The sequence below is a fragment of the Microbacterium sp. WCS2018Hpa-9 genome, from assembly GCF_031843745.1.
Lineage (GTDB): Bacteria > Actinomycetota > Actinomycetes > Actinomycetales > Microbacteriaceae > Microbacterium.
Genome location: NZ_JAVTIY010000001.1, coordinates 664,737 through 688,809, shown reverse-complemented (window position 1 = coordinate 688,809; position 24,073 = coordinate 664,737). Strand labels below are relative to the sequence as shown.

Below are 24,073 nucleotides of genomic sequence, written 5' to 3'. Positions count from 1 at the left end.
CCAGGCACTCTTCGCTGCACGCGATCGCACGACCGCATGTGCGAGTCCGGGAGCCGAATCGGGGGGTGGAATCGCGTCGGCGCATGGCGGCACGCGGAGCCCACGCAAAGTCTCAGTAGTCACATGCGTTCACATACGCAACAATGGTCCCATGCGAACCCGAGAATTCCCCCAGACTCGCCTGCCTCGAGTCCGCGCCGCGATCGCCGGTGTGGCCGTGATCGCAGTCGTTCTGCTCGGTGTCGCACCCGCAGCCGCAGATACCGCGAGCTCGGGCGTGTCGAGCAGTGCCGGCTCAGGCGTGGCACGTGCGGCCGCGCAGACGCTGGTGGTGCCCGCCGCGGACCTCCGCCAGTTCAACGCCGGCAACATCGTCTCGGATGAGGTGTTCTTCAACCCGGCCACGATGACGGAGGGGGACATCGCCAGCTTCCTCCGCAGCAAGGTGCCCTCGTGTCGGTCGGGGTACGTATGCCTCAAGGACTTTCGCCAGAGCACGGCGAACAAGGCTGCCGACGCGTATTGCGACGGGTATGCCGGGGCCGGCAACGAATCGGCTGCCCGCATCATCTACAAGGTGGCGGTGTCGTGCGGCATCAATCCTCAGGCCCTGCTGGTCATCCTCCAGAAGGAACAGAGTCTGGTCACGCACGTCTGGCCGAGCGACTTCCGCTACACGATCGCCATGGGGCACCACTGCCCCGACACCGCAGCCTGCGACCCACGCTATGCCGGATTCCAGAACCAGGTGTACGGTGCCGCGCGCCAGTTCCAGATCTACGCCGAGGGGCGCTACTTCACCTACTACGCGCCCGGGAAGACCTGGAACATCCGGTTCAACCCGAACGTCGCGTGCGGTTCGTCGCCGGTCCGCGTCGCGAACACGGCGACTGCCGCTCTCTACTACTACACGCCGTACCAGCCCAACGCTGCGGCGCTCAACGCCGGCTACGGGGAGGGCGATGCCTGCTCCGCTCATGGCAACCGCAACTTCTATCAGTACTTCGTCGACTGGTTCGGAAGCACCCAGACCTCGAACATGACGATCCTCAAGACGGCCTCCAGCGCTGACGTCTTCCTCGTCTCCGGCGGCAACCGGTGGAGGATCAACGATGTCGAGTCGTACGGCGAGCTCGTGGCCGCATACGGACCGCTGCGCGTCGTCGGCGACAGCGCGATGAACACCTTCGCCCTCAAGGGCACGACGAACTCGGTATTGCGTGACCCCGCCACGGGCACGATCGCCATCGTGCAGGGCGGTCAGATGCATCGCATCCCCAGCTGCGAACTCGTCGCTCGCTGGGGGTCTTCGTGCGCGAATCCGACGAACGTGACCTCGACGCTGTTCGCGCGGCTGCCGATGGGTGCTGACGCCGGCAACTACTTCCGTATCCGCGGGACGGAGAGGTGGGGGCGCTTCGAGTCGACGACCCACGCCACCCCGCTGTTCGACGATGAGGCGGCCGCCGCGGTGAACGGGACCCCGCGCTCGGCACCGTACGCCCCATTCATCTCGTCAGCACGGTACGCATCGATGACCAAGAGCGCCCCGTACTACGCGCCGCTCACCGCGGTGAAGTCCGCCAGCACGTCGAAGGTCTACGTCACCGTCGACTTCGACAAGCTGATCTGGGTTCGTGCCTGGTCAGAGGCGGTCGAGTACGGCATCCAGCCGGCAGATCTCGCCGTCGTGCCCGCGAAGGATCTGAGCCGCTACAGCGAGATCGCACAACCTCTCTCGCCGATGCTGCGCTGCGTCGGCACCACGTACTTCGCCGGTGGTGCCACGCTGTATTCCGTGACCGACCCCGCCAAGGCCGGTCTCAAGATCACCGACGCAGGCGCCGCCACGTGTGCGGAACTCCCCAGGGTCACGACCTCCGGACCTGCTCTCGCAGTGAAGTCCAGCGCTTCTTCCGCTGTCTTCGTGGTCGAGAAGGGGCAGAAGCGTCAGGCGCTCTCCTGGGGCCTCCTGGTCTCGGCGAACGGCGGCGCGGCTCCCGCCATCGCCACGGTCCAGGCCCAGACGTTGGCGGCGCTGCCCGTGGGCAAGGCGATCGCCGACGGGCAGATCGCGCGAGCGCAGTCTTCTCCCGACCTTCTGTGGATCGACGGCGCGCGCGCACTGTGGATCCCGTCGGAGGGCATGGCCAAGGACGTCGGGATCGGTCTCGGCCACCAGGTGCTGCCCGATGCCGCGATCGCCCCCTTCACCAGGGGCGTGACACTGAGCCCCTGGCTGCGATGCGCGGGACGCACGTACTTCGCCGCGTCCGGAACGCTGTACCCGGTGTCCGCGCAGGCGGTCGCGGGCGTGACACCGATCGACCTCGGTGCTGCAGCGTGCGCACGTCTCAAGGTGAGCACTGCGGCCCCGCTGCCCGCTGTGTTCATCAAGGCCTCGAACGCGGCCAGCGTCTACAAGATCGAGAACGGCACGGTCCGGCGCGTCTCGACGTGGGCGGCACTGTTGAAAGTGAACGCCGGCGTCGCCCCGACCATCCTGACCGTGAGCCCGGCCACGCTGTCGTCGATGCCGGCGGGGTCGCCGATCTCGTAGGGCGCCTGTGAGAAGCCGCGCGAGCCTGACTGGTGGTCGGCTGGCTGACTGAAAAGCTCCCGTTCCGCCGAGCACGTGCTCGGCGGAACGGGAGCTTCTCGCATCCGGGGCCCCTAGTGGCGTCGCGAGCGCTGACGCACGAACAGGACGATCGCCCATGCGAGCGCCGCCGAGGTCGAGCCGATCAGGAGGGCGATCGTGGCCGTCAGGCCCGCGGGGCGGAAGTCGACCGAGAGGTCTCCTTCGAAGCCCGCGGGAACCTCCACAGTGAGAAGGAATCCGTCGGTGGGATCGACGATCGTCCCCGCACTCGAGGTGTACCCGGGCCACGGCAGGCGGCTGAAGACGACCTGACCGCTCTCGTCCGAGGGGTTGTCCACATGCACGCTCGTGCTCGAGGGCTGGGTCGAGACGTCGGAGATCTCGAGGTCGGGGGAGTGGGTGACGACACCGCCCGCGCCGGGGATCGGCTCGTCGCGGACCCAGAGCTGGGTGTACTCGCCGTCATCCGCCACGTGCCAACCCTCGGGCGGGTTGTCCAGCGCGTCCTCGGTGTCGTCCGATCGGATGATCTGCACCGAGCTCACCGCGAGTTCATCCGCGAGAGTCAGGCCCGTCGCTTCGCGTTCTTCGAACAGCCGCGACGCGAGATCCGGGCAGGTCTCTCCCAGGTATCCGATGCAGAGCTGGTCGTTGAAACCGCGGAATCCGAGCAGCTGGTACCGGTTCACCACCGGATGAGGGTTGACGTACCAGGAGTTCGCGAAGAGGGTCTCCTCCCAGAGCTCCGGGGACGGGCTGACAGACAGGGGATCCCCGATGACAAGCGTGTCGCCCTCAGACTCGGCGAGCTGCGTCTGCAGCTGGGAGATCTCGGTCGGGATGCCCTGTTCGGCCCAGATCGATCGGGGGTAGGCCCACTGCTGGAAGGCGAAGGCGGCCAGGCTCACCAGCACGAGCGCCGACGCCGCGAGCGCCCTCCGCCGGTCTGCTCTGGCGACGAGGCCCACGACGGCGACGACAGCGATCGCCACCGCGGCGATGGCCGCGGCGAATGCCAGACGCTTGATGTACTGCGGAGTCTGGGCCCAGGCGAGGAACGACGCCGACGCCAAGATCGCGGACGCGGCGATGATGCGCACACGAGTGACCTTGAGCGCGCGGTCGAGCCCCAGAACGATGAGGACGATCACGCAGAGACCGAGGTAGGGGAGCAGCCTGGTCGGGTACCTGAGGGGGCCGATCACTGTGGGCAGCATGATGAAGACGAGCAGTACGACGAGGAGCACGGCGACATCGAGCATGCGCGGCACCACCCTGCGCAGGCGGCGCCACGAGACGAACGCGGCGAGCGGGATGAGGCAGCTGATGTAGGTCATCGGGATCGGAGCGGTGAAGCCGACCCACCACCAGGCCGCCACCTGCGGCAGCGCCGTCGACACGCTCGACATCGCGAGGCCCGACAGGTCCACCGTCATGAACTGATCCATGTAGATGGCGTTGCCACCCCGGTTGGTGACTGGAGCGGTCAGCACGCTCGCCAGGTGGATGGCGACGGCCACCAGTCCCAGCAGAGATCCGGCGCCGAGCACTCGCAGTGCCGCACCTCGATCGCGTCTGACCAGGCGGAGGACGAGCGTCGTCGCAGTGATCATCGCCAGAGCGATCGTGCCGTGCACGTAGCCGATCGAGATCACGAGATAGCCCACGACGAACACGGGCAGAGGCGACTTGTTGCGCGAGAGCCGGAGCAGGAACGCCCAGTAGAACGGCATCAGGCTCCATGCGAACAGCCCGGTGACCCACGAGGGCGCATCGAAGTACGTGGTGAACCCGGTGAAGGGAGCGATCCCCCCGGCGACGAAAGCGAGCTGCGGACGCGTCCCCAGCTCGCGCGCGAGGACGAAGACACCGACGGCGCCGAGTGCGATCGATATGACCTTGACGACCGTCGTGAAGACGGCAGCATCCGCGATGGCGGTCGACGCGAGGCTGATCAGGATCACGAGCGGGTTGAAGAAGCCCCACTGGCCCTCGGCCATGAGGTTCCCGCTCGACCACGCCGTCGGCTCGAGGAGCGGGAGGTGCCCCTCCAGCAACGACGTGCCGAGGTGGTACCACTGTCCGAATGCGCCGTTGACGGTGTCGTCCACGAAGTAGTGCTTCGAGTTCCAGAGGAGGGGAACGAGTGCAGTCACGATCGCCACGGCGGCCGTCAGCAGCAGCCAGGGAAGCGGGTGTGTGCGAACGGCTCGGGCGTCGATCGGGCGCGCTGACATATAGACCTTCCGAGAGGGGTTCGCCACCGGTCTTCGCGGGGACGCTCGCGTGTTGCGGCGGGTGCCGATGAACCTCCGAGAGATTAGCATGCTCGGCCTTGCGGCCAGGGGGCTGTGGGATCTTCGACTAGCCTCGGAAGGTGTCGATTACTGATCATCGCACTGAGGTCCCCGTCTCAGGCGCCCGTGCTCCCCGGCCCCGGCTGGATCGCCCGTTCACATGGTGGTTGCTCGCCATGCTCGCCGTGCTCGCAGTGGCGATCTTCCGTGTCTCCCAACAGGTGCGCTTCTTCTTCTGGGACGACACGCAGCTCGGAGCCTATGGGCAGTGGTACGGCCTCGGACGTCGCATTCTCGAGGGGGATGTCACACTTCTCTCGCCGGGATCGTGGCAGGGCGGCAACTACCTCGCCGAGGGGCAGTGGGGGATCTTCAACCCGGTCACCTGGCTGATCGGGATCGGTACGCAGTTCGTCGGAAACGCGACGGTGTACGCGACCGCAGTCAAGGTGCTCTTCCTTCTGCTTCTCGCAACGGGCGCATTCCTTCTGGCTCGCTCGTACGGGGCTGCTCCGCATTGGGCGGCGATCGCCGGGTTCACTGCGTCCATGGGCGGCCAGACCATCTTCATGGACGCACCCTCGTGGGTCACCGGTCTGCAGAACGTCGCGTTCTTCGCCTTCGCCTGGTGGGCGCTGAAGAAGCATGTGGAGAACCGCTCGAGTCCGATCCTGTTCTTCGTCTTCGCCTATCTCCTCGTCACCGTCGGTTATGTCTTCGGCGTGATCGAGCTGGCCTTCCTTCTCTTCGTCTTCCTCGTGGAACGTGCCATCGCCCGAGATCGCGACGCGGTCGTGCGGACGCTGGTGCTGGGTGTCTACGCTGCCCTGCTGACCGTATTCGTCTATCTGCCGGGCATCCTCACCTCGCCTGTGACGGCGCGGTCGGGGGCTGACATCCTCAACGATCAGTTCCTCAACATGGACCTCGGCGATCTCGCCACGTCGCCGATCGTCACGGCGACCAGTTCGGTGCGCGGGTACTGGGGAGACATCGTCCCCGTGCCGCTGCAGTACGTGTCGTGGCTGCTGCCGCTCCTGGTGCTGTGCGGGCGGTGGCGGCATTCGCTCCGCACGCTTCTGATCCCGATGATCGTGCTCGCGTTCAGCGTCGCCCTCGTCGTCGGTCCCAGCGTGATCGGCCCCCTGCGGTATCCGGCGAGGATGATGCCGTACGTGGTGCTCGTGGTCGCCGTCCTGCTCGCTGTGGTGATGTCGAACGGCCTGCGCGTGCCCGTGTCACGGAAAAGGGCATGGCTCGCCGTCGCGATCACCGGAGTGTCGGGCTTCATCTCGTGGGCTGCTCAGCCCGTGTCCTGGAAATGGGTCGCGCTGGCGGTCGTGCTGCAGGGAATCGTGATCCTGACGCTGTCGGCCCGAGGCCGCATGGCGGTGCTGAAGGCGTCCTCGAAGCGCACGGCGGCGTACCTGCTGGCGGCGTCGGTGGTCCTGATGGGGGTGCAGGCCTACGAGTATCCGTCGAGCCCGCTCGGCAACTTCAACGTGCCGTCATCCGTCGAAGCCATGCAGGAGGTGGGCGAGGACATGGAGTCGGGGATCATGACGATCGGTGATGTCTACTCCCTGCAGTTCGCTCCCGAGTCCTACAAGGAGTCCCTTCTCGCCAACCTCTGGTACCTCACCGGCAAGGACTCGGCGAGTGTCTACACGGTTCTGCCCTTCAAGGCGCTCTCGGAGCAGCTCTGCGTCGATCTGCGCGGATGGACCTGCCCCGAGGCGTATGACGAGCTGTTCGACGATGTGCCGGGGCAGGACACCGTTCTGGCAGACGACCTCGCGCTCAACACCGTCGTGGTGGTCAAGGGGCCGGAGCTGCAGAACCTCGGGGACGCGCCGGACGGCTGGTCCATCGAGGAACGCGAGTACACCTATCTGCTCACGCGTGACGAACCGGTGAGCGAGGCGGGCGGCATCGCGCGCGTCGAAGGCGATGCCGATGTCTCCGTGGTCTCTCGAGACGACCTCAGCGTCACCTTCTCGGTCGATTCTGTCGGTGCCGACGGTGCCACCGTCGTCTTCAGCAGACTCGCGTGGCCCGGCTATTCGACCGACGGTGGCGAGCTCGGTGATCCTGATCGGGACTTCCTGCTGACGGTCGACCTGTCGGCACAGGACGCGGGCTCCACGATCACCGTGTCGTTCCGGCCCCCGGGCTGGGGGATCGAACTCGCCGCCGTGGGCCTCGCCGCTCTGATGGCTGCGGCATGGTCCGTGCTGCACTTCGTGAGAACCCGTCGCACTCGGGTCGAGTAGCGGAACACCGCGTCCGCGCCTCGCGCGGATCGGCGGACTCGGTGCGGGCCGAGTCCGCCGCGGCCGTGCGAAGCCTGGGTGGGCCCGTGGCCCGCTCGCCTCAGGTGGGAAGGATGTGCGCCGCGAGCTGAGCGCGGTAGATGGCGCCGAGCCCTGCAGGCAGAGTCGTGGAGACGAGACTGTCGAGTTCGGGCCAGACGATCGAACGCACACGCAGGTCACTCGCCTGCCCGGTGGAGTTGCCCTGCCCTGTCACCAGCGGCACGGGCTTTCGTCGCAGACGCGACATCTCGCCCATGATCGCCCCGATCGACAGTGCGTCCATCGCTCCGACGATCTTCGTCACCACCCGACCGCTCGGCTCGGCGGCTAGGCGTCTCATGCCGGCGACGATGACAGTCGCGCAGTCGTCGACGTAGATGTAGTCGCGGAGCGTGTCGAGAGGAACATAGATCGACACAGGACGACCGGTCACGTAGCTCTCGACGATGACCGAGATGAGCCCCTGACCCTTGCCGAGGTCCTGACCTGGGCCGTAGAGGTTGGTGATGCGCGCGATGAAGCCTCTGAACCCGTGGCGCTCTGCCGCCTCGCGCAGAGACTGCTCCATGCTGAGCTTCGTCTCGCCGTAGGCCGAGAGCGGCACGGGGACCGTGTCTTCGGTGAACGGGGGTGAGGCGCTGCCCGCGTATGCGCCGCCGACGCTCGATGCGAGGAAGATATGGCCGCGTGCGAGGACGTCGCCGGGCAGCGCGGAGATGTCCTCCAGGAAGCCGCGGAACACCTCAGCCTCTGACAGCATCACCTCTCGAGGAGTCGATGTCACACCGCGCCCGGCGCACCAGTAGATGCTCCAGCGGCCCTCCGTGTCAGCGATGAATCGGGACAGGCCCTCGCTGAGGTCCTGACGCGACTGCTCGGTGTCGCCCCAGGTCACCGGAGTCGTGAAGACCGGCCCCTCGAGCTGGGAGATGATCGCCGACCCGAGAAGGCCGCGACCGATGATCCACTCAGACGTCGGCACGCTGGTGCCCGAGCGGTCCCGCGCTGGGATCGCGAACGATCAGATACGCAGGCTTGCCCAGGGCCATGTTGACCGCGACGCCGATGTACTCGGCGATGATGCCGAGCGCGACGAGGATGGCCCCGGTGCCGAGAGCGGTCAGGACCATCTGGGATGTCCAGCCCTCGGGCACATTGCCGCCCGCGAACCGCATGATCGTGAGCCAGAGCGCGAAGATGATGCCGCCGACGGCGAAGAGGGCGCCCAGCGCCGTGACGAGCCGCAGCCCTCGGGTGCCCGAGGTGAGGATCATCCGCCAGAAGTGCGCCATCAGACGTCGATACGAGTAGCCGGAGCGGCGGTCTCCCTCTTCGCGCAGCTCGACCGGCGAGGTGACGATGTTGGAGGCGACCCACGAGATCGCGACGTCGAGGTACACGCCCGTGCCCGAATACGCTGCGACCGATCGTCCGATCTCGCCGAGTATCAGCCGGAAGCTGTTGAAATTCGATGCGCGTCCGCCGCCGAACACGGTCTCGAGGATGCGCTTCGAGGCGCGGGATGCCGTGTTGCGCACGTAGCCGTGCGGCGGCGCGTTCGTGGGTTCCGCGTAGACGACATCAGCGCGGCGGCTCATCGCGGTGTCGAGCAGCGACCCGATCGCGGCGGGATCATGCTGTCCGTCTTCGTCCAGAGTCACGACCCAGTCGCCGCCGGAGGAGGCGATTCCCGCCAGGGTTGCGGCGTGCTGGCCGAAGTTGCGGCTCAGCCACACGGCCTTGACGTAGCTCCGCTCCGCGGCGAGGGTGCGGATGACCCGCGCAGAATCGTCGGGACCGTGATCGAAGGCGAGCACGACCTCGTGCACGATCGCGCGATGACCTCCCGGCGTGACGAACGACTCGGTGAGAGGGGCGATCTCGTCCATGATGGCCTCGAGTGTGCGCTCTCCCTGATAGACGGGGATCACGATCGAGATCCGGTGCACGAATGGTGCAGCAGCCAACTCGTCTGCGCTCATCGCATTCTCCGTTCCAGTACCTTGTAGCTCAGCCTTCGTGCCCTGGACATCAGACTGGCGCGGAGGTTGCCGAAAACGACGTCGGTCCTGCTGACGGCGTCGGGATATGTGTCGTGCATCCACTGATGGTACTGATGCGCCTGCGTCGCCTGGTCCTTGACGAGGGCGACGCTCCACTGGGTGGTGCTCATGCGGAAGGTGGCGCCGACCTCCGTGTCCGGAACGAAATCGCCACGCATCAGGACGCGCGAGTACGAGGCCTGATCGATCAGATAAGGGAAGCGGTCGAACCAGTCGCCGGCCTCTCGGAGCACAGAGGTGCGCATCATCACGGATGCCGGCTCACCGAACTGGTTGGAGCCTGAACGCACCACGCGCTTCACGGCTTCGCTCCCGGGCATCGGCTTCCCGATCCCGCGCAGCCCCCACCCGCGGAAGAGGACCTTGCTGTCCGCATCGACGATGTCGCGGCGGCAGGCGGTGAACACGGCACCGGTGCGCTCGAGAAGTGCGGCCTGACGTGCGAGCACACCCGGCCGCAGCACGTCGTCGCCGCACACCAGCTTGACGTAGTCGCCGGTCGCCTCCGCCGTGACCCGGTTCCAGTTTCGAGGAGCTCCGCCGCCGGCAGGAGTCTCGAGGATGGTGACGCGAGGATCATCCTGGTATCGATCGAGCACCGCTTTGGTCCCATCGGTGGAGGAGTGATCTGCGACGATCAGCTCGAGCTCCACGCCGGTCTGCGCGAGCACCGAGTCGATGGTCTCGCCGATGACCTTGGCGTTGTTGTATGCGGGAATGACCACGGAGACGCGGGCGGGTGTCACGTGTCTGCCTTTCTGCGGAACGAGAAGCGGGAATGTCCGAACCAGCTGACCATCGTCGTCACGAAGACGATGAGCGCTTGGGCGGCGATCGGCGGGATGTGGGCGAACTCCACGAGAACCGGGAGCAGGATCGCATTCACCCCGAGGGCCACCAGGTAGACCGATTCGAAGCGCGCGAGATCCAGCCACATGTGGCCGCGCACGCGGAAGACGAAGCGACGGTGCAGGACGAAGGCGCACAGCACGCTCGCGACGTGCGCGAAGAGCAGCGTCGCCATGTAGCCCCACAGCTTGCCGATCGTGAGCTCGAAGAGGATGAACCAGAAGAACCCCACGCCGGTGTTGATGATGCCGACGATGATGAACGCGACACGTCGGTCCTGGAACAACCTGAGGAGCGGACCATCAGGGGCGTTCTCGTCGAGATCACCGTTCTCGGGAAGTGCCATGAGTGCTTTCTTCGAATGCGGGGGTCGGGGCATGAATGCTCGACGACCCGTGTATCGGATCCTCTTCACCCTATCGAAGGATCCTGGATACGCGGTGATCGTGCACGGCGCGCGCGGGGACTGCGGGGCCGCTCAGCGGGCCGCGAGAACGGGCTCCAGCTGAGCCCGGAGCGCCGCCCGAGCGCTCGCCGCGAAGCTGCGGGTGACGTGGTTGTCGTCGGAGTACACGACCAGGCCGCCGATCCGCGCATAGCAGCGCTCAGCGTCGCAGAACGAGTCGTCGAGCGAGATGGAGTGAACGCCCGTCTGAGCGGCGGCGGTGGCGAGCGGGTCGTCGAAATCAGCCTCGGAACGCGGCAGGGTGCAGTCTTCCCGGGCGGATGCCCTGCTCAGGCAGTCCGCGGCGCTGCCGCCGCCCTGGGGAGGAATGCTGTTCATCTCTGGCGCGTCCTCGAGCACGACCACCGTCTTGCCCGCCCGCTCCAGGCGCTCGATCGTCGTGGCGACGTCTCCGGCGGCCAACCCCGCAGGATCCCCCTCGGGGGAGACGTACAGTCGAGTCCTGTTCGTGAGAAGGACGACGTCGATCGACGGGTCGGATTCCACCTGCCCGACAGCATCCATCGACAGCGTCCGGCAGTTCTCCGCGGTTTCAGGGTAGCCCCATGCCGTACTGACCAGAGCGTCGACGAACGCGGGGCAGCCGGAGATCAGGAGCGTCGATGTGGACCACCCCGCGTCCGAGGCCACGTCGCGGATGGCTTCGACCCATCGCGTCGCGTGCGAGTCTCCGATGATCGCGACCCGAGGTGCGTCCTCCTCGCCGAAGTCGCAGCGGCGGGTGGACTCTGCCTGAGCGGCGACCTCGCACTCGAGGACATCGGCAGGTGGGGCGTCGGCCGAGAAGGAGGAGAGATCGGCGACGAGCGGGATCTCGGTCGGATCCCCGCATGCGGCGTCCTGCATCGCTGCGGCTCCGACGCAGGCCGCGGGCGTGGCAGCGGGCTCGGGGACGGGGGCCGGACGCCAGGCCGCGAGAGGCAGTGCGATCGCCACGAGGAGGGCCATGAAGAAGGCGACGAGAGCGAACACCCAACGAGACGCCATTCCGGCGGAGATGCGTCCGGTGCGCACCGGATCTTCGACGAGCGTCTTCGACAGCCAGCCCAGCACGATGGATGCGACGAGAATGGCGACCTTCTCGACGGTCGAGAGTTCTCGTGCGAGAGCGAAGGGGATCAGGACGATCAGTGGCCAGTGCCAGAGGTAGACGCCGTACGAGACGTCGCCCACGAACTGCACGGGGCGCAGCCGCATCAGCGCGGTCGGCGACAGAGTGCCGTGCGGCGAGCCGGCGGCGATCACGAGGCAGGTGCCGACGACCGGAAGCAGAGCGGTGAACGAAGGGAAAGGCGTCTCTGGCCCGAACAGGAGCACGGCGCTCAGGATCAGTCCGATTCCCACCCAGGAGAGAAGGGATGCGAGACGGGAGGCGCCGAACAGATGGCTTCTGCGGGCGAGGATGATCGAGAGCAGCGCGCCGAACCCGAACTCCCACACCCTGGTCGTCGTGAAGAAGTACGCCATGCTCTCATTGGTCGCGGTGAAGGCGACGGAATGGACGAGCGAGGCGACGACGATGACGCCGAGGCCGAGCGACACCGTGCGGGAGCGCGACCATCCGGATCGGGCGGCGAGTGCCGCCAGCCCGACGAGGAGGATCGGCCACAGGACATAGAACTGCTCCTCCACTCCGAGGGTCCAGAAGTGCTGCGTGGGGGACTTGACGTTCGACAGCGCCATGTAGTCGACCGCCTGCCCCGCCAGAGCCCAGTTCTCCGCATAGAGGGCCGACGCGATGATCTCGCTGCCGAACTGGGCCCATCTGGCGGCGGGGACGACGGCGTAGACCGCGACTGCCGTCACGAGGAGCACCAGCATCGACGCCGGCAGGAGGCGCCGTGCGCGACGTGCCCAGAACCGGCTCAGCACGATCGTTCCCGTGCGATCCTGCTCGCGAAGCAGATGTGCGGTGATCAGGAAGCCGGAGACGACGAAGAAGATGTCGACGCCCACGAATCCGCCGGAGAGGCGAGTGGGCCAGAGGTGGAAGAGAAGAACCGACAGGACGGCGAGAGCCCTGAGCGCCTGTATCTCCGGACGGACGCCCGTCCGTTCCCGCTGCCCCGGTGCGGAGGAGCTTGCGGCGCTGGTCGGCCGCGACGGGACGGCGGTGTGGTGTGCCATGGAATCTTTCGCAGACGAGAATGCTTCGGGGCATCGTCGTCGTGGGACACGCGCTCCCACGACGGAATCAGCGGGCGGCGGAAGATCCGCCGAGAAGACTCTATGTCACGCACGCGTGCACGCGCCTGTCAGGCGCAGACGAATAGACTCTGTACGCGTAAACCGCCTGGCCAGATGGCAGAGTCGGCGGGACAGTCAATCGGAAAGCAGCAATATGGACCTCCTCGTCGTAGGCTCGGGCTTCTTCGGCCTCACCATCGCAGAACGTGCCGCCAACGCCGGCCGCAAGGTCACGGTCATCGACCGTCGTCACCACATCGGCGGGAACGCCTACAGCGAGGCGGAGCCTGAGACGGGCATCGAGGTTCATCGCTACGGCGCTCATCTGTTCCACACGTCGAACGCCACGGTGTGGGAGTACGTCAACCGGTTCACGAGCTTCACGAACTACGTGCACCGGGTCTACACGACGCACAAGGGAACGGTCTTCCCGATGCCGGTCAACCTCGGCACCATCAATCAGTTCTTCCAGTCGGCCTACACGCCCGACCAGGCGCGGGCCCTCGTGCGCGAGCAGGCCGGGGAGTTCGACGTCAAGACGGCGGCCAACTTCGAGGAGAAGGGCATCGCCCTCGTCGGTCGGCCTCTCTTCGAGGCCTTCTTCCGGGATTACACCGCCAAGCAGTGGCAGACCGACCCGCAGAAGCTCTCCGGCGACATCATCAGCCGTCTCCCCGTGCGCTACACCTACGACAACCGCTACTTCAACGACACGTGGGAGGGGCTGCCGACAGACGGCTACACCGCGTGGATCGAGCGGATGGCCGACCACCCGAACATCGAGGTGAAGCTCAACGTCGACTACTTCGACGAGACTCAGCCGCTGAACAAGAAGGCCACGGTCGGACAGCTGCCCATCATCTACACGGGCCCGGTCGACCGTTACTTCGACTACACGGAGGGCGCCCTCAGCTGGCGCACGCTCGACTTCGAGCAGGAAGTGCTGAACATCGGCGACTTCCAGGGCACCAGCGTGATGAACTACCCGGACATGGACGTGCCCTACACGCGCATCCACGAGTTCAAGCACTTCCACCCGGAGCGCAAGGACATCTACGAGTCCGACAAGACCGTCATCATGCGCGAGTTCTCTCGCTTCGCGAACCGCGAGGACGAGCCGTACTACCCCGTGAACACCCCGACGGACCGCGACGGTCTGCTCGCGTACCGCGAGCTCGCCAAGGGTGAGAAGGACGTGCACTTCGGTGGACGCCTCGGCACCTACCAGTACCTCGACATGCACATGGCCATCGGCTCGGCGCTGTCACTGTGGAACAACTCGCTCTCGTAGACTCGGCACTGTGAGTCACACTGCTGCCGGGGCCCCCGGAACGCCCCGGCGCTATCTGCATTCCCTGTGGCTGCTGTCGGCAAGGGACCTCAAGGTGCGGTACTCGACGAGCCTGCTCGGGTACCTGTGGTCGGTGCTCGATCCGCTCGTGATGAGCGTGATCTACTGGTTCGTCTTCACGCAGATCTTCAACCGCGATGTCGGAGAGGATCCGTACATCGTGTTCCTCATCAGCGCCCTGCTGCCCTGGGTGTGGTTCAACACGTCGGTGACGGACTTCACCCGCGCCTTCAAGAAGGACGCGAGGCTGGTGCGATCGACCGCGATCCCTCGCTCGATCTGGGTGAACCGCATCGTGTTGAGCAAGGGAGTGGAGTTCCTCTTCTCTTTGCCGGTGCTCGCGGCGTTCGTGATCATCAACCTGGTGGTGGAGCAGGATCCGGCGCACACGGTGCAGGTGGGCTGGGGAATCCTCTGGGTTCCGGTCGCGGTCTTCCTGCAGACCGTCCTGCTCGTCGGCCTGGGGCTTCTGGTCGCCCCGCTGTGCGTCCTCTTCGTCGACCTGGAGCGCACGACCGCGCTGATTCTGCGCGCCATGTTCTATGCGACACCGATCATCTACAACGTGACAGATCTTCCCGGCATCTTCCAGACGATTGGTGCGTTCAATCCGCTCGCCGGGATCTTCATGCTGTATCGGATGCCGTTCTTCCCCGACCAGTGGAACCCCTTCGCGCTGCTCGTCAGCGTGGGCATGACTCTCGTCATTCTGGCGCTCGGCATATGGACCTTCCGGTCCCTCGAGCGCACCGTGCTGAAGGAGTTGGGATGACTGTCGCGATCGAGGCCAAGGGGCTGGGGGTCCGCTTCCGCCGCAACCGCCGTGGGCGCCAGAACTTCAAAGACCTGTTCGCCCCTGCGTCGCGCCGGTCGCGTTCCGGAGAGTTCTGGGCGTTGCGCGACGTCTCGTTCACCGTGCAGCGGGGGGAGTCGATCGGCGTCGTCGGGCGCAACGGCCAGGGCAAGTCCACGCTTCTCCGTCTCGTCGCGAATGTGCTGCTTCCCGACGAGGGGGTGGTGAAGGTGAACGGCGGAGTCGCTCCGCTGATCGAGATCACGGGCGGGTTCGTGGGGGACCTGACCGTGCGGGAGAACGTCGCCTTGATGGCGGGTCTGCACGGGATGCCGCGTGACGCGGTAGCGCTGCGCTACGACGACATGATCGCCTTCGCGGAGCTGGCCGGCTTCGAGGACACTCCGTACAAGCACCTGTCGAACGGCATGAAGGTGCGCCTGGCGTTCTCGGTCGTGTCGCAGCTCGACGAGCCGATCCTGCTCGTCGACGAGGTGCTCGCGGTCGGAGACAAGGCGTTCCGCGACAAGTGCTACAAGCGCATCGACGAGCTCCTCGCCGATGGGCGCACGCTCTTCTTCGTCAGCCACAGCGAGCGCGACCTGCGTCGCTTCTGCACCCGCGGTCTGTATCTCGACAAGGGCGCGCTCGTGCTCGACGGGCCGATCGCAGACGTTCTCGACAGATACAACACGGACTACAACCGGGGCTGACGCAGGAGGGCAGTCGCCCTCTCGGTCATTCGCCGAGCTTCTTCTGCTCCACGTGCGCGTTGACCGAGGCGAGCTCGGGGTGTGCGTCGAGGACGGCCACGATCTCGGAGACATCGAGCGCGGCAGCGCCGTGCTCTTCGATGAGCGCCCGGATGACGGTGAGGTCCTCCGGGGTGTCCAAGGTCACCCGATAGCGCGAGGCATCGATCTGCTGGGTCATCGAGTGGACGCTCGATCGTGGCGATCGTCCTGTGTAGAGGTACGGGGTGACGTGTTCTCGCTCGGCCGGCTCGGTGGCGTTCCTGTCGGCCTCGGCGAGGGCGGACGCCGAGAAGACCTCGAAGTCGAACCCGCGAGGGTAGGTGCGCTCGAGGACATTGGAGACGTGGGCGTGCGGATCATCCAGCTCGACGAACCGGCGAACGCCTTCGGAGATCAGCGCGGGGTCGATCAGCGGGCAGTCCGAGGTCACTCTGACGACGACATCGAGCCCGGCGGAAGACGCCGCTCCTGCGAACCGACTCAGCACGTCGACCTCGCTGCCGCGGAAGACCTCGACGCCTCGCGCGTGCCCCAGGGCTGCGAGAGGGTCGTCAGCGGCGTTCGTCGTCGTGGCGAGGACGACGGGCAGATCGGTGGCGACGAGCCTGTCGATATGGTGATCGAGCATCGAGCGGCCGCCGGCCGAGATCAGCACCTTTCCCGGAAGACGGCTGCTGGTCATCCGCGCCTGGGTGATGATCCCGATGCGTGTCAACGGAGAGCCTTGACGAGCGAGTCGACGACCTGGTCGACCTGGTCGTCGGTGAGCTCCGGATGGATGGGGAGCGAGAGCTCCTCGGCGTAGAAGGCTTCAGCGTTGGGGCACATGCCGCGGCGGTAGCCGGCGTCTGCGTAGACGGGGTGCCAGTACACGGGCATGTAGTTGACCTGCACTCCGATGCCGTCTGCACGCATCCGATCGAAGACCTCTCGGCGGCGCTGATCGACGATTCGCACCGGGTAGAGATGACGGATCAGTTCGACGTCGTCGCGCTGGATCGGCGTGCGAACCCCGTCGACACCCGAGAGGGCCGCGTCATAACGACGAGTGATCTCGGCGCGTCGCCGCCTGAACGTGTCGAGCCGTGCCAGCTGGGAGAGCCCGAGTGCGCAGGCGATGTCGTCGAGGCGGTAGTTGAAGCCGAACTCATGGACCTCCTGATGCCAGGCGCCCTCGGTCGTCATCGCGAATCGATCGGCGTCGCGCACGAGTCCGATGAAGTGGAACTCGTGGGCGCGTTGCGCGATCAGCGGGTCCTTGGCGACGAGGGCCCCGCCCTCGCCGGTCGTGAGGTTCTTGGTGGGGAAGAACGAGAACGTCGTCAGATCGGCGAGATCGCCGACCGGTCGGCCCTTGTACGTGCTGCCGATCGAGTGCGCGGCGTCATCGAGGACGAGTGCGTCGACCCGTGCGGCCGCAGCGGAGAGCCTGTCGTAGTCCGCAGGATGGCCCGCGTAGTCGACGGCGGCGATCACCTTGGTGCGCTCATCGACGAGCGCGTCGACTGCATCCGGGTCGATCAACGCCGTGTCCTCCTCGACGTCGGCGAAGACGATGTTCGCGCCGAGGACCGACGCCATCGCGGTCGTGGCGATGAAGGTCATGGGCGTCGAGATGACGGTGTCACCGCGGGTGACGCCTGCGGCACCGTACGCCATGTGGAGCGCCGCGGTTCCCGAGGTCGCGGTGACGGCCCGGTGGCCTCCGGCGATCTCGCCGAGACGCGCCTCGAAGGCGGCGACCGCTGGGCCCGTCGTGAGCCAGTCGCCGCGGAGCACGTCGACGACCGCCTGGATGTCATCCTCCGAGATCGACTGACGTCCGTACGGCAGCACCGTCAGATCCCCGCCTCGATGATCTCCGCGATCTCCTCCTGCGAATACCACCGGTCGTTGCTGTCGGAGCGATAGGCGAAGCCCTCGGGCACCGGCACGGCACCTGCGGGCATCTGATAGCCCCACGAGGCGAGGTCGGGCTGGATGATGAAGTACTTGCCGTCGCTGACCGTCACCGCGCGGCGGCCCTCCTCCGGGCTGATCATCTCTTCGTGGAGCTTCTCGCCCGGGCGCAGACCCACGTCGACGAGCTCGGCCCCCGGCACGACGGCGTGGGCGAGGTCGGTGACCTTCATCGAGGGGATGCGCGGGACGAGCAGCTCGCCGCCCTGCATGAGCTCGAACGTGTCGACCACCATCTCGACGGCCTGGGGCAGCGTGATGAAGAACCGGGTGCACCGCAGGTCGGTGATCGGAAGCGGTTTGCCTTCGGCACCCAGACGAGAGAAGAACGGGATGACCGAGCCGCGGGATCCCATGACGTTGCCGTACCGCACCACGGCGAATCGCGTGTCGTACGCGGCGGCGTAGTGGTTGCCCGTGATGAAGAGCTTGTCGGCGGTGAGCTTGGTCGCGCCGTACAGGTTGATCGGGCTCGAGGCCTTGTCGGTCGAGAGCGCGACGACGCGCTTCACGCCGGCGTCGATCGACGCCTCGATCACGTTCTGACTGCCCAGGATGTTCGTCTTCACGAACTCGAACGGGTTGTACTCCGCCGTGTCGACCTGCTTGAGCGCAGCGGCGTGCACCACGTAGTCGACACCGTGCAGAGCGCGTGCGAGACGCCTTTCATCGCGGATGTCGCCGATGAACCATCGCAGTCGGGGGTCGTCGCCGAACTGCTGTCGCACCTCGTACTGCTTGAGCTCGTCACGCGAGAAGATGACCAGACGGCGGGGGTTGAGGTGCGTCAGGGCATGACGTATGAACGCCTTGCCGAATGACCCTGTGCCGCCTGTGATGAGGATGCTCGCGCCCTCGAGAACCGACACTCTGTCTCCTCAGCGTTGTCGTGATCGCATGGATGCTCGGGTTGTTCCATGCCCGGCCTATCCTATCGGGTGGGCGCAGGAGCGCCCCGGAGGAGAGGGACGTGCGATGAGCGGGCGACGGGTCCTCCTGCACTGCAACGCCGGTGTCGAATCAGGCATGGGACACCTCATGCGCACACTGACGGTCGCCCGCGCCGCGCGCGACCGCGGATGGTCGGCGTCGGTGTTCGGCGATGTCGACGGGGTCGGCGCGGACATCCTGCGCCGGATGGATCCGGAGTTGGAGCTGTTCACGACGGACGGGGCAGGGGCGAGCATCGGCGACTTCGCCGATCGCGCCCGCGGTGTCGACGTGATCCATCTGGACAGCTACCAGGAGGTTCCTGATCTCTCTTCCCTCGGACCGTTGATCAGCAACATGCAGGACGGTCCGTTCGGCGTGCGTGACGCCGATCTCGCCATCGATGCCAACCTGGCCTCCCAGCGCACCTTCGCGAGTCCTGAGCGCAGCCTCAACCATCTGGCCGGCATCGACGCCGCAGTCGTGCGCACGCAGGTGCGTGCGCAGCGCGACGTGCGGACGACGCCCTCGGCGGTGCCTCGGGTGCTGGTGGTGATGGGTGGCACGGATCCCCACGGTGTGACCGCTCGCGTCGTCGCCGCCTTCGATCGCGTGCCTTCCCGGTTGGAGATCACCGTGATCGACCCTCGCCGCCGTGCGGAAGTGACCTCTGCGGCGGAGTCGTCACGCCACTCCGTCGAGGTCCTGGGTTTCGTCGACGACCTCCCGGCTATCGCCCGAGGCCACGATCTGGCCGTGACCGCGGCCGGAACCTCCGTCTGGGACTTCGCATGCATGGGCCTTCCGATGGCACTCGTATGCGTGGCCGACAATCAGCGCGCCGGCTACCACCAGGTCATCGAACGGGGACTCGCCATCGGACTGGGCGAGCCGCCCCACGAGAGCCTCGACGAGCGGATCGGCCTGCTCGCCGACCTTCTCGATTCACCGGAGTCGCTCGCCGAGACGGCTGCCGAGCTGAAGCGGATCGTCGACGGCCTCGGCAGCTGGCGGATCGTGGCCTCCTGGGAGCAGCTGCTGAACACGCGGCCGCACGTCGCACCTCGGTCTGCCGTGATCGCTCGTCCTGCGACGATCGATGACGGGCAGATGCTCTTCGAGTGGCGCAATGACGCGACCGTCCGTCTCAACTCCCGCTCGCGCGGCGAGATCGACTGGGAATCGCACCGCGACTGGCTCGCGAGAAGCCTCGACGATCCCGATCGTCGACTTCTCATGATCGAATCCGACGGGATGCCGGTCGCCACCTGCCGCTGGGACAGAAGGTCGGAAGACGAGTGGGAGATCTCGATCACGGTCGCGCCCGAGAGTCGTGGTCGCGGTATCGCCGCGTCGGCTGTCAACGCGGCGGAGAGCACGCTCACTGCGGGGCCGCCGGTTCGACTGGTCGCTGCCGTGCACCGAGACAACGTCGCGTCGCGTCGGCTGTTCGAGCGCGCCGGCTATCTCCCGCATCTGCCCGCCGATGAAGACGGCTTCCTCGCCATGGCGAAATGGCGACTGTCGTAGCAGCGTGACCTAGAGCACGTCCCAGGTCAGCGGCGTGCCGCGTTCGACGTCCGTCGTGAACGTGCGTCCGCTCACGAGGGAGAAGTCATCGGGGCGGAGTCCTCCGGCCGGACGGATCGAGCGCACATTCTCGGGGCCCACTCTGTCACCGGCTCGCACATCGGCGACGACGAACAGAGAACGGCGAAGGGCGAGAACCGCCTCTTCCTGGGCTGTCGGTCCGAACGACACACCGCTCGCCGACGCGACGCGTGCCTGTTCGGAGGCGACGACGAGGGCGTGGAACTCGTCGGGCGTCAGAGAGAAATCCGCGTCGACGCCGCCGTCCGTGCGGTCGAGCGTGACGTGCTTCTCGATCACGACCGCGCCGAGGGCTGCGGACGCGACCGCGACTCCGATGCCGAGCGTGTGGTCCGAGAGCCCCACCGGAACGTCGAATGCGTTGCGCAGCGCCTCGATGTTGCCCAGCCGTGCTTCTTCCGGAACCGCGGGGTAGGCGGCGGTGCAGGCCAGAAGCACCAGCTCGGTGCCGCCGGCGCCGCGGATCGCGGTGACGGCCGCGTCGATCTCAGACAGCGTCGCCATGCCGGTGGACACGATCATCGGCTTGCCGGTGCGGGCGACCTCGCGGAGCAACGGCAGGTCGATGATCTCGGCGGATGCCGTCTTGTACATCTCCACGCCCAGCTCCTCGAGGAACGAGACCGAGCTCGGGTCGAACGGAGTGGAGAACGGGATGAGTCCGTGGCTGCGTGCACGTTCGAATATCGGCGCGTGCCATTCCCACGGCGTATGCGCCTCCTGATACAGGGAATACAGGTTGCGGCCGCCCCACAGACCGTGGTCACTCGCGACCTGGAAGGCAGGCTTGTCCGAATCGATCGTGAGGGTGTCGGCTGTGTAGGTCTGGATCTTGAGGGCATCGGCACCGGTGGCGGCGACGGCGTCGACGATCGCGAGCGCGCGATCGAGGTCGCCGTTGTGGTTCCCCGACATCTCAGCGATGGTGAACACGGACGAGCCGGCGCCGATGCTCGCCGTCGAGAGCTGAATGGTTTGCGAAGAAGTCACGCCGACAACTCTAGACGCGTCGTGCGCCGGTGAACGCGTGCGGCCGGTGACTGATCTGAGCGGAAGAACCCCGTGCCCTAAGCTGAGGAGCTATGGGTCGTGCGACGGAGCTCATCGAGAGCGAGCAGATGGGGTCAGACGAGGCTGCCTTCTATGATCGGCTTCGTCCGCTCGTGTCCTCGTACAGCCGTTCGAAGGCGATCCGCCGGGTCGCGGTGGTGGGAAACCAGCCGCTCGAGCCGTCCGCTGAGCGGGCCGCGAGGATCGACTCGGCCGATCTCGTGTTCCGTGTGAACGGCTTCAGGATGGATGCCGACGATTCACCGCCGACCGTCGGCACCCGCGTCGACGTCGTGGTGTTCAACCGAGGGGTGCGTCCGACCCCGTGGTTCTTCGAGGAATACACCGAGCGGGCCTACCTGATGATCGAACCGGGGCGACTCCTCTGGGAGAACCCGAAGATCCCGGCGTTCTGGCCGCCTGACCTGGGAATGATCTCGATGCCGAATCGCGAGGTCGTCCTCCCGCTCGGAGAAGCGATGGGCGCCGATCCGCGCGAGGGCGGCCAGTGGGCCACGACCGGGACTGTGATGCTCTGGATCGCGACTCGGCTGTTCCCCGGCGCGCAGACAGACGCGACCGGCTTCTCGTTCGTCGACGCGCCGGAACAGACCTCCTGGCACCATGCTTTCGGAGATCCGTCGGCTGTCGGTGCCGAGCACCGGATCGAGTGGGAATCGAAACTCGTACGTCGGTGGATCGATTCCGAGCGGATCACCTACCTCGCCTGATGCTCCACCGTCTATCTACGATCACCCGAATGATTGAGGACTGAATGCTCGACCGAATCCGCCGCCGCCTCGATGTCGTCGTCGAACGCCGTGTCGACGAGAGGTTAGCCGCTCACCTGACGCCCGCTCTGGAGCGCATCGAGGTCGCTCAGCGCGAGTACGAAGCCCGTCTGGCGGGGACGCAAGCGGACTTCTCCTACATCCGCTCCGAGTTCGATCGCATCGCGCCGCAGCTGGCCGCCTTGGAGCAGCGGTTCGAATCGCTGCGGGTCCGGCTGGAGATGAGCGACCTCGACCACGATGACGCTCTCGTCCGCGCTCAGCTCGAGCACGAGCGCGCGAGGCTCCGACTGGAGCTCGTGGCGCACTACGAGGAGCGTCTCAGACGGCTTGAAGCCGGCGAGTCCTGAGCCCAGGAGGTCCGACGCCCGGTGGTCAGAGCCCGACGAGTGCTCGAAGCTCGTCCGCCGAGGCCCGGGCGGCGGCCACGGCGCCTTCGGTCGAGGCGCCGGAGTTCACCGCGGAGCGCAGCTCGGTGAGCTTCTGCGAATAGCTGCTCACACCAGCGCTCCATGAGGACGCGATCGATGCGGGCGCTGCGGTCTCCGCCAGTCGCTGGGCATCGGACTGGAGGGTCTCGAGCACCGAGAGAGCCTCCTGGCCGCTGGTCTCACTCACGATCTCGAGTCCGGTCGGCGCATCGTCGAGCCATCCCTGCACCTGCGCGCGGAACGCATCGAGGGATGGGTCGGCGACCGGCGGCGGGGTGGTGATCGGAGTCATCGTCGGCTCCGCGGTCGGCTGAGGGGCATCGGTCTGCGTCGGAGACGGCGCGGGCGTCTGCGTCGTAGACGGCGACACAGACGGCGATGCGGAAGGAGACGGTGACCCGCTGGCACCGGGAGCCGGCGACTCTGCGCGCGGCAGCAAGAAGAACAGCAGCACGCCCACGATGACGAGCGCGGCGATGACGAGTCCGACGATCAGCCAGACGCGACCACGGTTGCTCGGCTTGGGCTCCAGCGGGGCCCAACGCAGGTCAGGCTGCGGTTCGTCGGTCACGCTGTCAGTCCTCCAGGGCGGGCATGGGCTTCCAGGAGCGATCGCGGCCGAGCTTGCCGCCCTCCTTGAGTCCCCGGAACAGATTGCTCGTTCCTCGCACCGTGCGCTCGACGAAGAGGAGACGGATGAGCTCCTTCGCGAACGTCATCGACGTCCCGAGTCCGAACAGCACAGGGTTGTAGTTGTCGTGCACGCGGTAGTACTGCTTGATGTATGCGCGGTTGCGCATGATGTAGAACCGGTAGGCGTTGCTCGAGGCATTCATGTGACGGATGCCCATGTCCCACTGCTTGATCTCGCGAGTGCGCCGCAGGACGAACTCGTCGACGATCACCGCCGTGGTCTTGCGCGAGGCCAGCCACCCGTACATCTGGTCATCCCAGTAGATGAAGAAGCGGTGATCGGGCAGGCCGATCTGCGTGACGATGGACCGATGGATGAACATCCCCTCGAAGCATCCGCTGTTCATCTCCTTGAAGCCGGAGGCGTCGAAACCGGACGGCGCGAACGGGATCGGGATTCCCATGCGCTCGGCGATCCGGTACTGCCAGTAGAACTCGCTGCCGTCGTAGTCGTAGCGGCGGCCCTGAATGCTCTTGAAGCGCGGAGTCCACTTGCCCATCTTGGCGAGACCGTCCGGCACGACCTCGACGTCGTCGTCCATCATCCAGATCCACTCGGAGCCGAGCTCGTACGCGGTGCGCATACCCTCGCTGAAACCCCCCGATCCGCCGGTGTTCGTCTCGAGTCGGCGGTAGACGACCTCCGTGCCGAGCTTCGGGCGGAAGGACTCCACGACGTCGGTGGTGTCGTCGGATGAGGCGTTGTCGATGATCACGACATTGCCGGGCTTCGGGTCCATCGCGGTGATGCTCTCGAGGAGACCGGTCAGGAGGTGGGACCGGTTGTACGTGACGATGACGATCGTCGCGGATGCCGGGTCGAAGGGGGCGTGAGTCACGAGGTGCAATCTCCGGAGGCTGGGGGCCCGCAGGGCGCCGCGAGCAGATCCACCCTACCCGGCGCAGTTCGGAATCCGCCGAGGACGCGGC

Annotated in this window: 20 protein-coding genes; 8 read left to right on the top strand and 12 right to left on the bottom strand. The window is 66.4% G+C overall.

Annotation, left to right across the window (positions count from 1 at the left end; genetic code table 11):
• Positions 1–151: 151 nt before the first annotated feature.
• Positions 152–2,560 carry a hypothetical protein gene (locus tag RQG82_RS03445; protein WP_311257721.1) on the top strand — a complete coding sequence of 803 codons (2,409 nt, stop codon included), beginning with the start codon at positions 152–154 and terminating at the stop codon, positions 2,558–2,560.
• A gap of 113 nt (positions 2,561–2,673) precedes the next feature.
• Here the strand turns inward: RQG82_RS03445 and RQG82_RS03440 are convergent, their stop codons facing one another.
• A complete protein-coding gene (locus RQG82_RS03440; RefSeq protein WP_311257720.1) occupies positions 2,674–4,839 on the bottom strand; it encodes a hypothetical protein in 2,166 nt (721 codons plus the stop codon).
• Positions 4,840–4,979: 140 nt separating this feature from the next.
• Between RQG82_RS03440 and RQG82_RS03435 the strand changes: the two genes are divergently transcribed.
• Complete coding sequence (locus RQG82_RS03435) at positions 4,980–7,172, top strand: hypothetical protein (RefSeq protein WP_311257719.1); 2,193 nt, start codon at positions 4,980–4,982, stop codon at positions 7,170–7,172.
• Positions 7,173–7,272: 100 nt separating this feature from the next.
• Here RQG82_RS03435 and RQG82_RS03430 read toward each other — a convergent pair whose 3' ends face one another.
• From RQG82_RS03430 to RQG82_RS03410, 5 genes are all read right to left on the bottom strand, one after another.
• Positions 7,273–8,196 (bottom strand): NAD-dependent epimerase/dehydratase family protein, encoded by a 924-nt coding sequence (locus tag RQG82_RS03430; RefSeq protein ID WP_311257718.1) that lies wholly within the window; start codon positions 8,194–8,196, stop codon positions 7,273–7,275.
• Positions 8,183–9,196: a glycosyltransferase gene (locus RQG82_RS03425; protein ID WP_311257717.1), complete on the bottom strand. Its 1,014-nt coding sequence runs from the start codon at positions 9,194–9,196 to the stop codon at positions 8,183–8,185. Before RQG82_RS03425 ends, RQG82_RS03430 begins: the two co-directional genes overlap by 14 nt.
• Positions 9,193–10,023, bottom strand: coding sequence for a glycosyltransferase family 2 protein (locus RQG82_RS03420; RefSeq protein WP_311257716.1), 831 nt, complete (start codon positions 10,021–10,023; stop codon positions 9,193–9,195). The genes RQG82_RS03425 and RQG82_RS03420 overlap by 4 nt, the downstream gene beginning before the upstream one ends.
• Entirely contained in the window at positions 10,020–10,472 is a 453-nt protein-coding gene (locus RQG82_RS03415) for a GtrA family protein (protein WP_311257715.1), read from the bottom strand. The genes RQG82_RS03420 and RQG82_RS03415 overlap by 4 nt, the downstream gene beginning before the upstream one ends.
• Before the next feature lie 132 nt (positions 10,473–10,604).
• Positions 10,605–12,719 carry an acyltransferase family protein gene (locus RQG82_RS03410; protein ID WP_311257714.1) on the bottom strand — a complete coding sequence of 705 codons (2,115 nt, stop codon included), beginning with the start codon at positions 12,717–12,719 and terminating at the stop codon, positions 10,605–10,607.
• A gap of 214 nt (positions 12,720–12,933) precedes the next feature.
• Here RQG82_RS03410 and glf point away from each other — a divergent pair, with 214 nt between their 5' ends.
• From glf to RQG82_RS03395, 3 genes are read left to right on the top strand one after another with little or no spacing between them, the layout of a single operon-like run.
• On the top strand, positions 12,934–14,070 hold the full coding sequence (glf, locus tag RQG82_RS03405) for a UDP-galactopyranose mutase (protein ID WP_311257713.1): 1,137 nt from the start codon (positions 12,934–12,936) through the stop codon (positions 14,068–14,070).
• Between the two features lie 10 nt (positions 14,071–14,080).
• A complete protein-coding gene (locus tag RQG82_RS03400) occupies positions 14,081–14,902 on the top strand; it encodes an ABC transporter permease (protein ID WP_311257712.1) in 822 nt (273 codons plus the stop codon).
• Positions 14,899–15,636: an ABC transporter ATP-binding protein gene (locus RQG82_RS03395; RefSeq protein WP_311257711.1), complete on the top strand. Its 738-nt coding sequence runs from the start codon at positions 14,899–14,901 to the stop codon at positions 15,634–15,636. The genes RQG82_RS03400 and RQG82_RS03395 overlap by 4 nt, the downstream gene beginning before the upstream one ends.
• A gap of 25 nt (positions 15,637–15,661) precedes the next feature.
• On the opposite strand, the gene RQG82_RS03390 is transcribed toward RQG82_RS03395, so the two are convergent.
• The 3 genes from RQG82_RS03390 to pseB are packed head-to-tail and all read right to left on the bottom strand — an operon-like array spanning position 15,662 to position 18,506.
• Positions 15,662–16,393, bottom strand: a complete 732-nt coding sequence (locus RQG82_RS03390; protein ID WP_311257710.1) for a glycosyltransferase family protein — start codon at positions 16,391–16,393, stop codon at positions 15,662–15,664.
• Complete coding sequence (locus RQG82_RS03385; RefSeq protein WP_311257709.1) at positions 16,390–17,514, bottom strand: DegT/DnrJ/EryC1/StrS family aminotransferase; 1,125 nt, start codon at positions 17,512–17,514, stop codon at positions 16,390–16,392. Before RQG82_RS03385 ends, RQG82_RS03390 begins: the two co-directional genes overlap by 4 nt.
• Positions 17,515–17,516: 2 nt before the next feature.
• The gene (gene pseB, locus RQG82_RS03380; protein ID WP_311257708.1) at positions 17,517–18,506 is read right to left on the bottom strand and encodes a UDP-N-acetylglucosamine 4,6-dehydratase (inverting); all 990 of its coding nucleotides are present in this window, start codon (positions 18,504–18,506) and stop codon (positions 17,517–17,519) included.
• A 106-nt stretch (positions 18,507–18,612) separates the two neighbouring features.
• On the opposite strand from pseB, the gene RQG82_RS03375 reads away from it, so the two are divergent.
• Positions 18,613–20,097, top strand: coding sequence for a bifunctional UDP-2,4-diacetamido-2,4,6-trideoxy-beta-L-altropyranose hydrolase/GNAT family N-acetyltransferase (locus RQG82_RS03375; protein ID WP_311257707.1), 1,485 nt, complete (start codon positions 18,613–18,615; stop codon positions 20,095–20,097).
• A gap of 9 nt (positions 20,098–20,106) precedes the next feature.
• Here the strand turns inward: RQG82_RS03375 and pseI are convergent, their stop codons facing one another.
• On the bottom strand, positions 20,107–21,168 hold the full coding sequence (pseI, locus tag RQG82_RS03370; protein ID WP_311257706.1) for a pseudaminic acid synthase: 1,062 nt from the start codon (positions 21,166–21,168) through the stop codon (positions 20,107–20,109).
• A gap of 92 nt (positions 21,169–21,260) precedes the next feature.
• Here pseI and RQG82_RS03365 point away from each other — a divergent pair, with 92 nt between their 5' ends.
• The gene (locus RQG82_RS03365; protein ID WP_311257705.1) at positions 21,261–21,959 is read left to right on the top strand and encodes a hypothetical protein; all 699 of its coding nucleotides are present in this window, start codon (positions 21,261–21,263) and stop codon (positions 21,957–21,959) included.
• A gap of 44 nt (positions 21,960–22,003) precedes the next feature.
• Positions 22,004–22,369 carry a hypothetical protein gene (locus RQG82_RS03360; RefSeq protein ID WP_311257704.1) on the top strand — a complete coding sequence of 122 codons (366 nt, stop codon included), beginning with the start codon at positions 22,004–22,006 and terminating at the stop codon, positions 22,367–22,369.
• Between the two features lie 25 nt (positions 22,370–22,394).
• Here RQG82_RS03360 and RQG82_RS03355 read toward each other — a convergent pair whose 3' ends face one another.
• On the bottom strand, positions 22,395–23,021 hold the full coding sequence (locus RQG82_RS03355; protein WP_311257703.1) for a hypothetical protein: 627 nt from the start codon (positions 23,019–23,021) through the stop codon (positions 22,395–22,397).
• 4 nt (positions 23,022–23,025) lie between these two features.
• On the bottom strand, positions 23,026–23,982 hold the full coding sequence (locus RQG82_RS03350; RefSeq protein WP_311257702.1) for a glycosyltransferase family 2 protein: 957 nt from the start codon (positions 23,980–23,982) through the stop codon (positions 23,026–23,028).
• Between the last annotated feature and the right edge of the window lie 91 nt (positions 23,983–24,073).

Bases quoted from the DNA above. Each gene is read 5' to 3' on its own strand.
- RQG82_RS03445 (WP_311257721.1), top strand. From the start codon at position 152: ATGCGAACCCGAGAATTCCCCCAGACTCGCCTGCCTCGAGTCCGCGCC.
- RQG82_RS03440 (WP_311257720.1), bottom strand. From the start codon at position 4,839: ATGTCAGCGCGCCCGATCGACGCCCGAGCCGTTCGCACACACCCGCTT.
- RQG82_RS03425 (WP_311257717.1), bottom strand. From the start codon at position 9,196: ATGAGCGCAGACGAGTTGGCTGCTGCACCATTCGTGCACCGGATCTCG.
- RQG82_RS03415 (WP_311257715.1), bottom strand. From the start codon at position 10,472: ATGGCACTTCCCGAGAACGGTGATCTCGACGAGAACGCCCCTGATGGT.
- RQG82_RS03410 (WP_311257714.1), bottom strand. From the start codon at position 12,719: ATGGCACACCACACCGCCGTCCCGTCGCGGCCGACCAGCGCCGCAAGC.
- glf (WP_311257713.1), top strand. From the start codon at position 12,934: ATGGACCTCCTCGTCGTAGGCTCGGGCTTCTTCGGCCTCACCATCGCA.
- RQG82_RS03395 (WP_311257711.1), top strand. From the start codon at position 14,899: ATGACTGTCGCGATCGAGGCCAAGGGGCTGGGGGTCCGCTTCCGCCGC.
- RQG82_RS03375 (WP_311257707.1), top strand. From the start codon at position 18,613: ATGAGCGGGCGACGGGTCCTCCTGCACTGCAACGCCGGTGTCGAATCA.
- RQG82_RS03365 (WP_311257705.1), top strand. From the start codon at position 21,261: ATGGGTCGTGCGACGGAGCTCATCGAGAGCGAGCAGATGGGGTCAGAC.
- RQG82_RS03360 (WP_311257704.1), top strand. From the start codon at position 22,004: ATGCTCGACCGAATCCGCCGCCGCCTCGATGTCGTCGTCGAACGCCGT.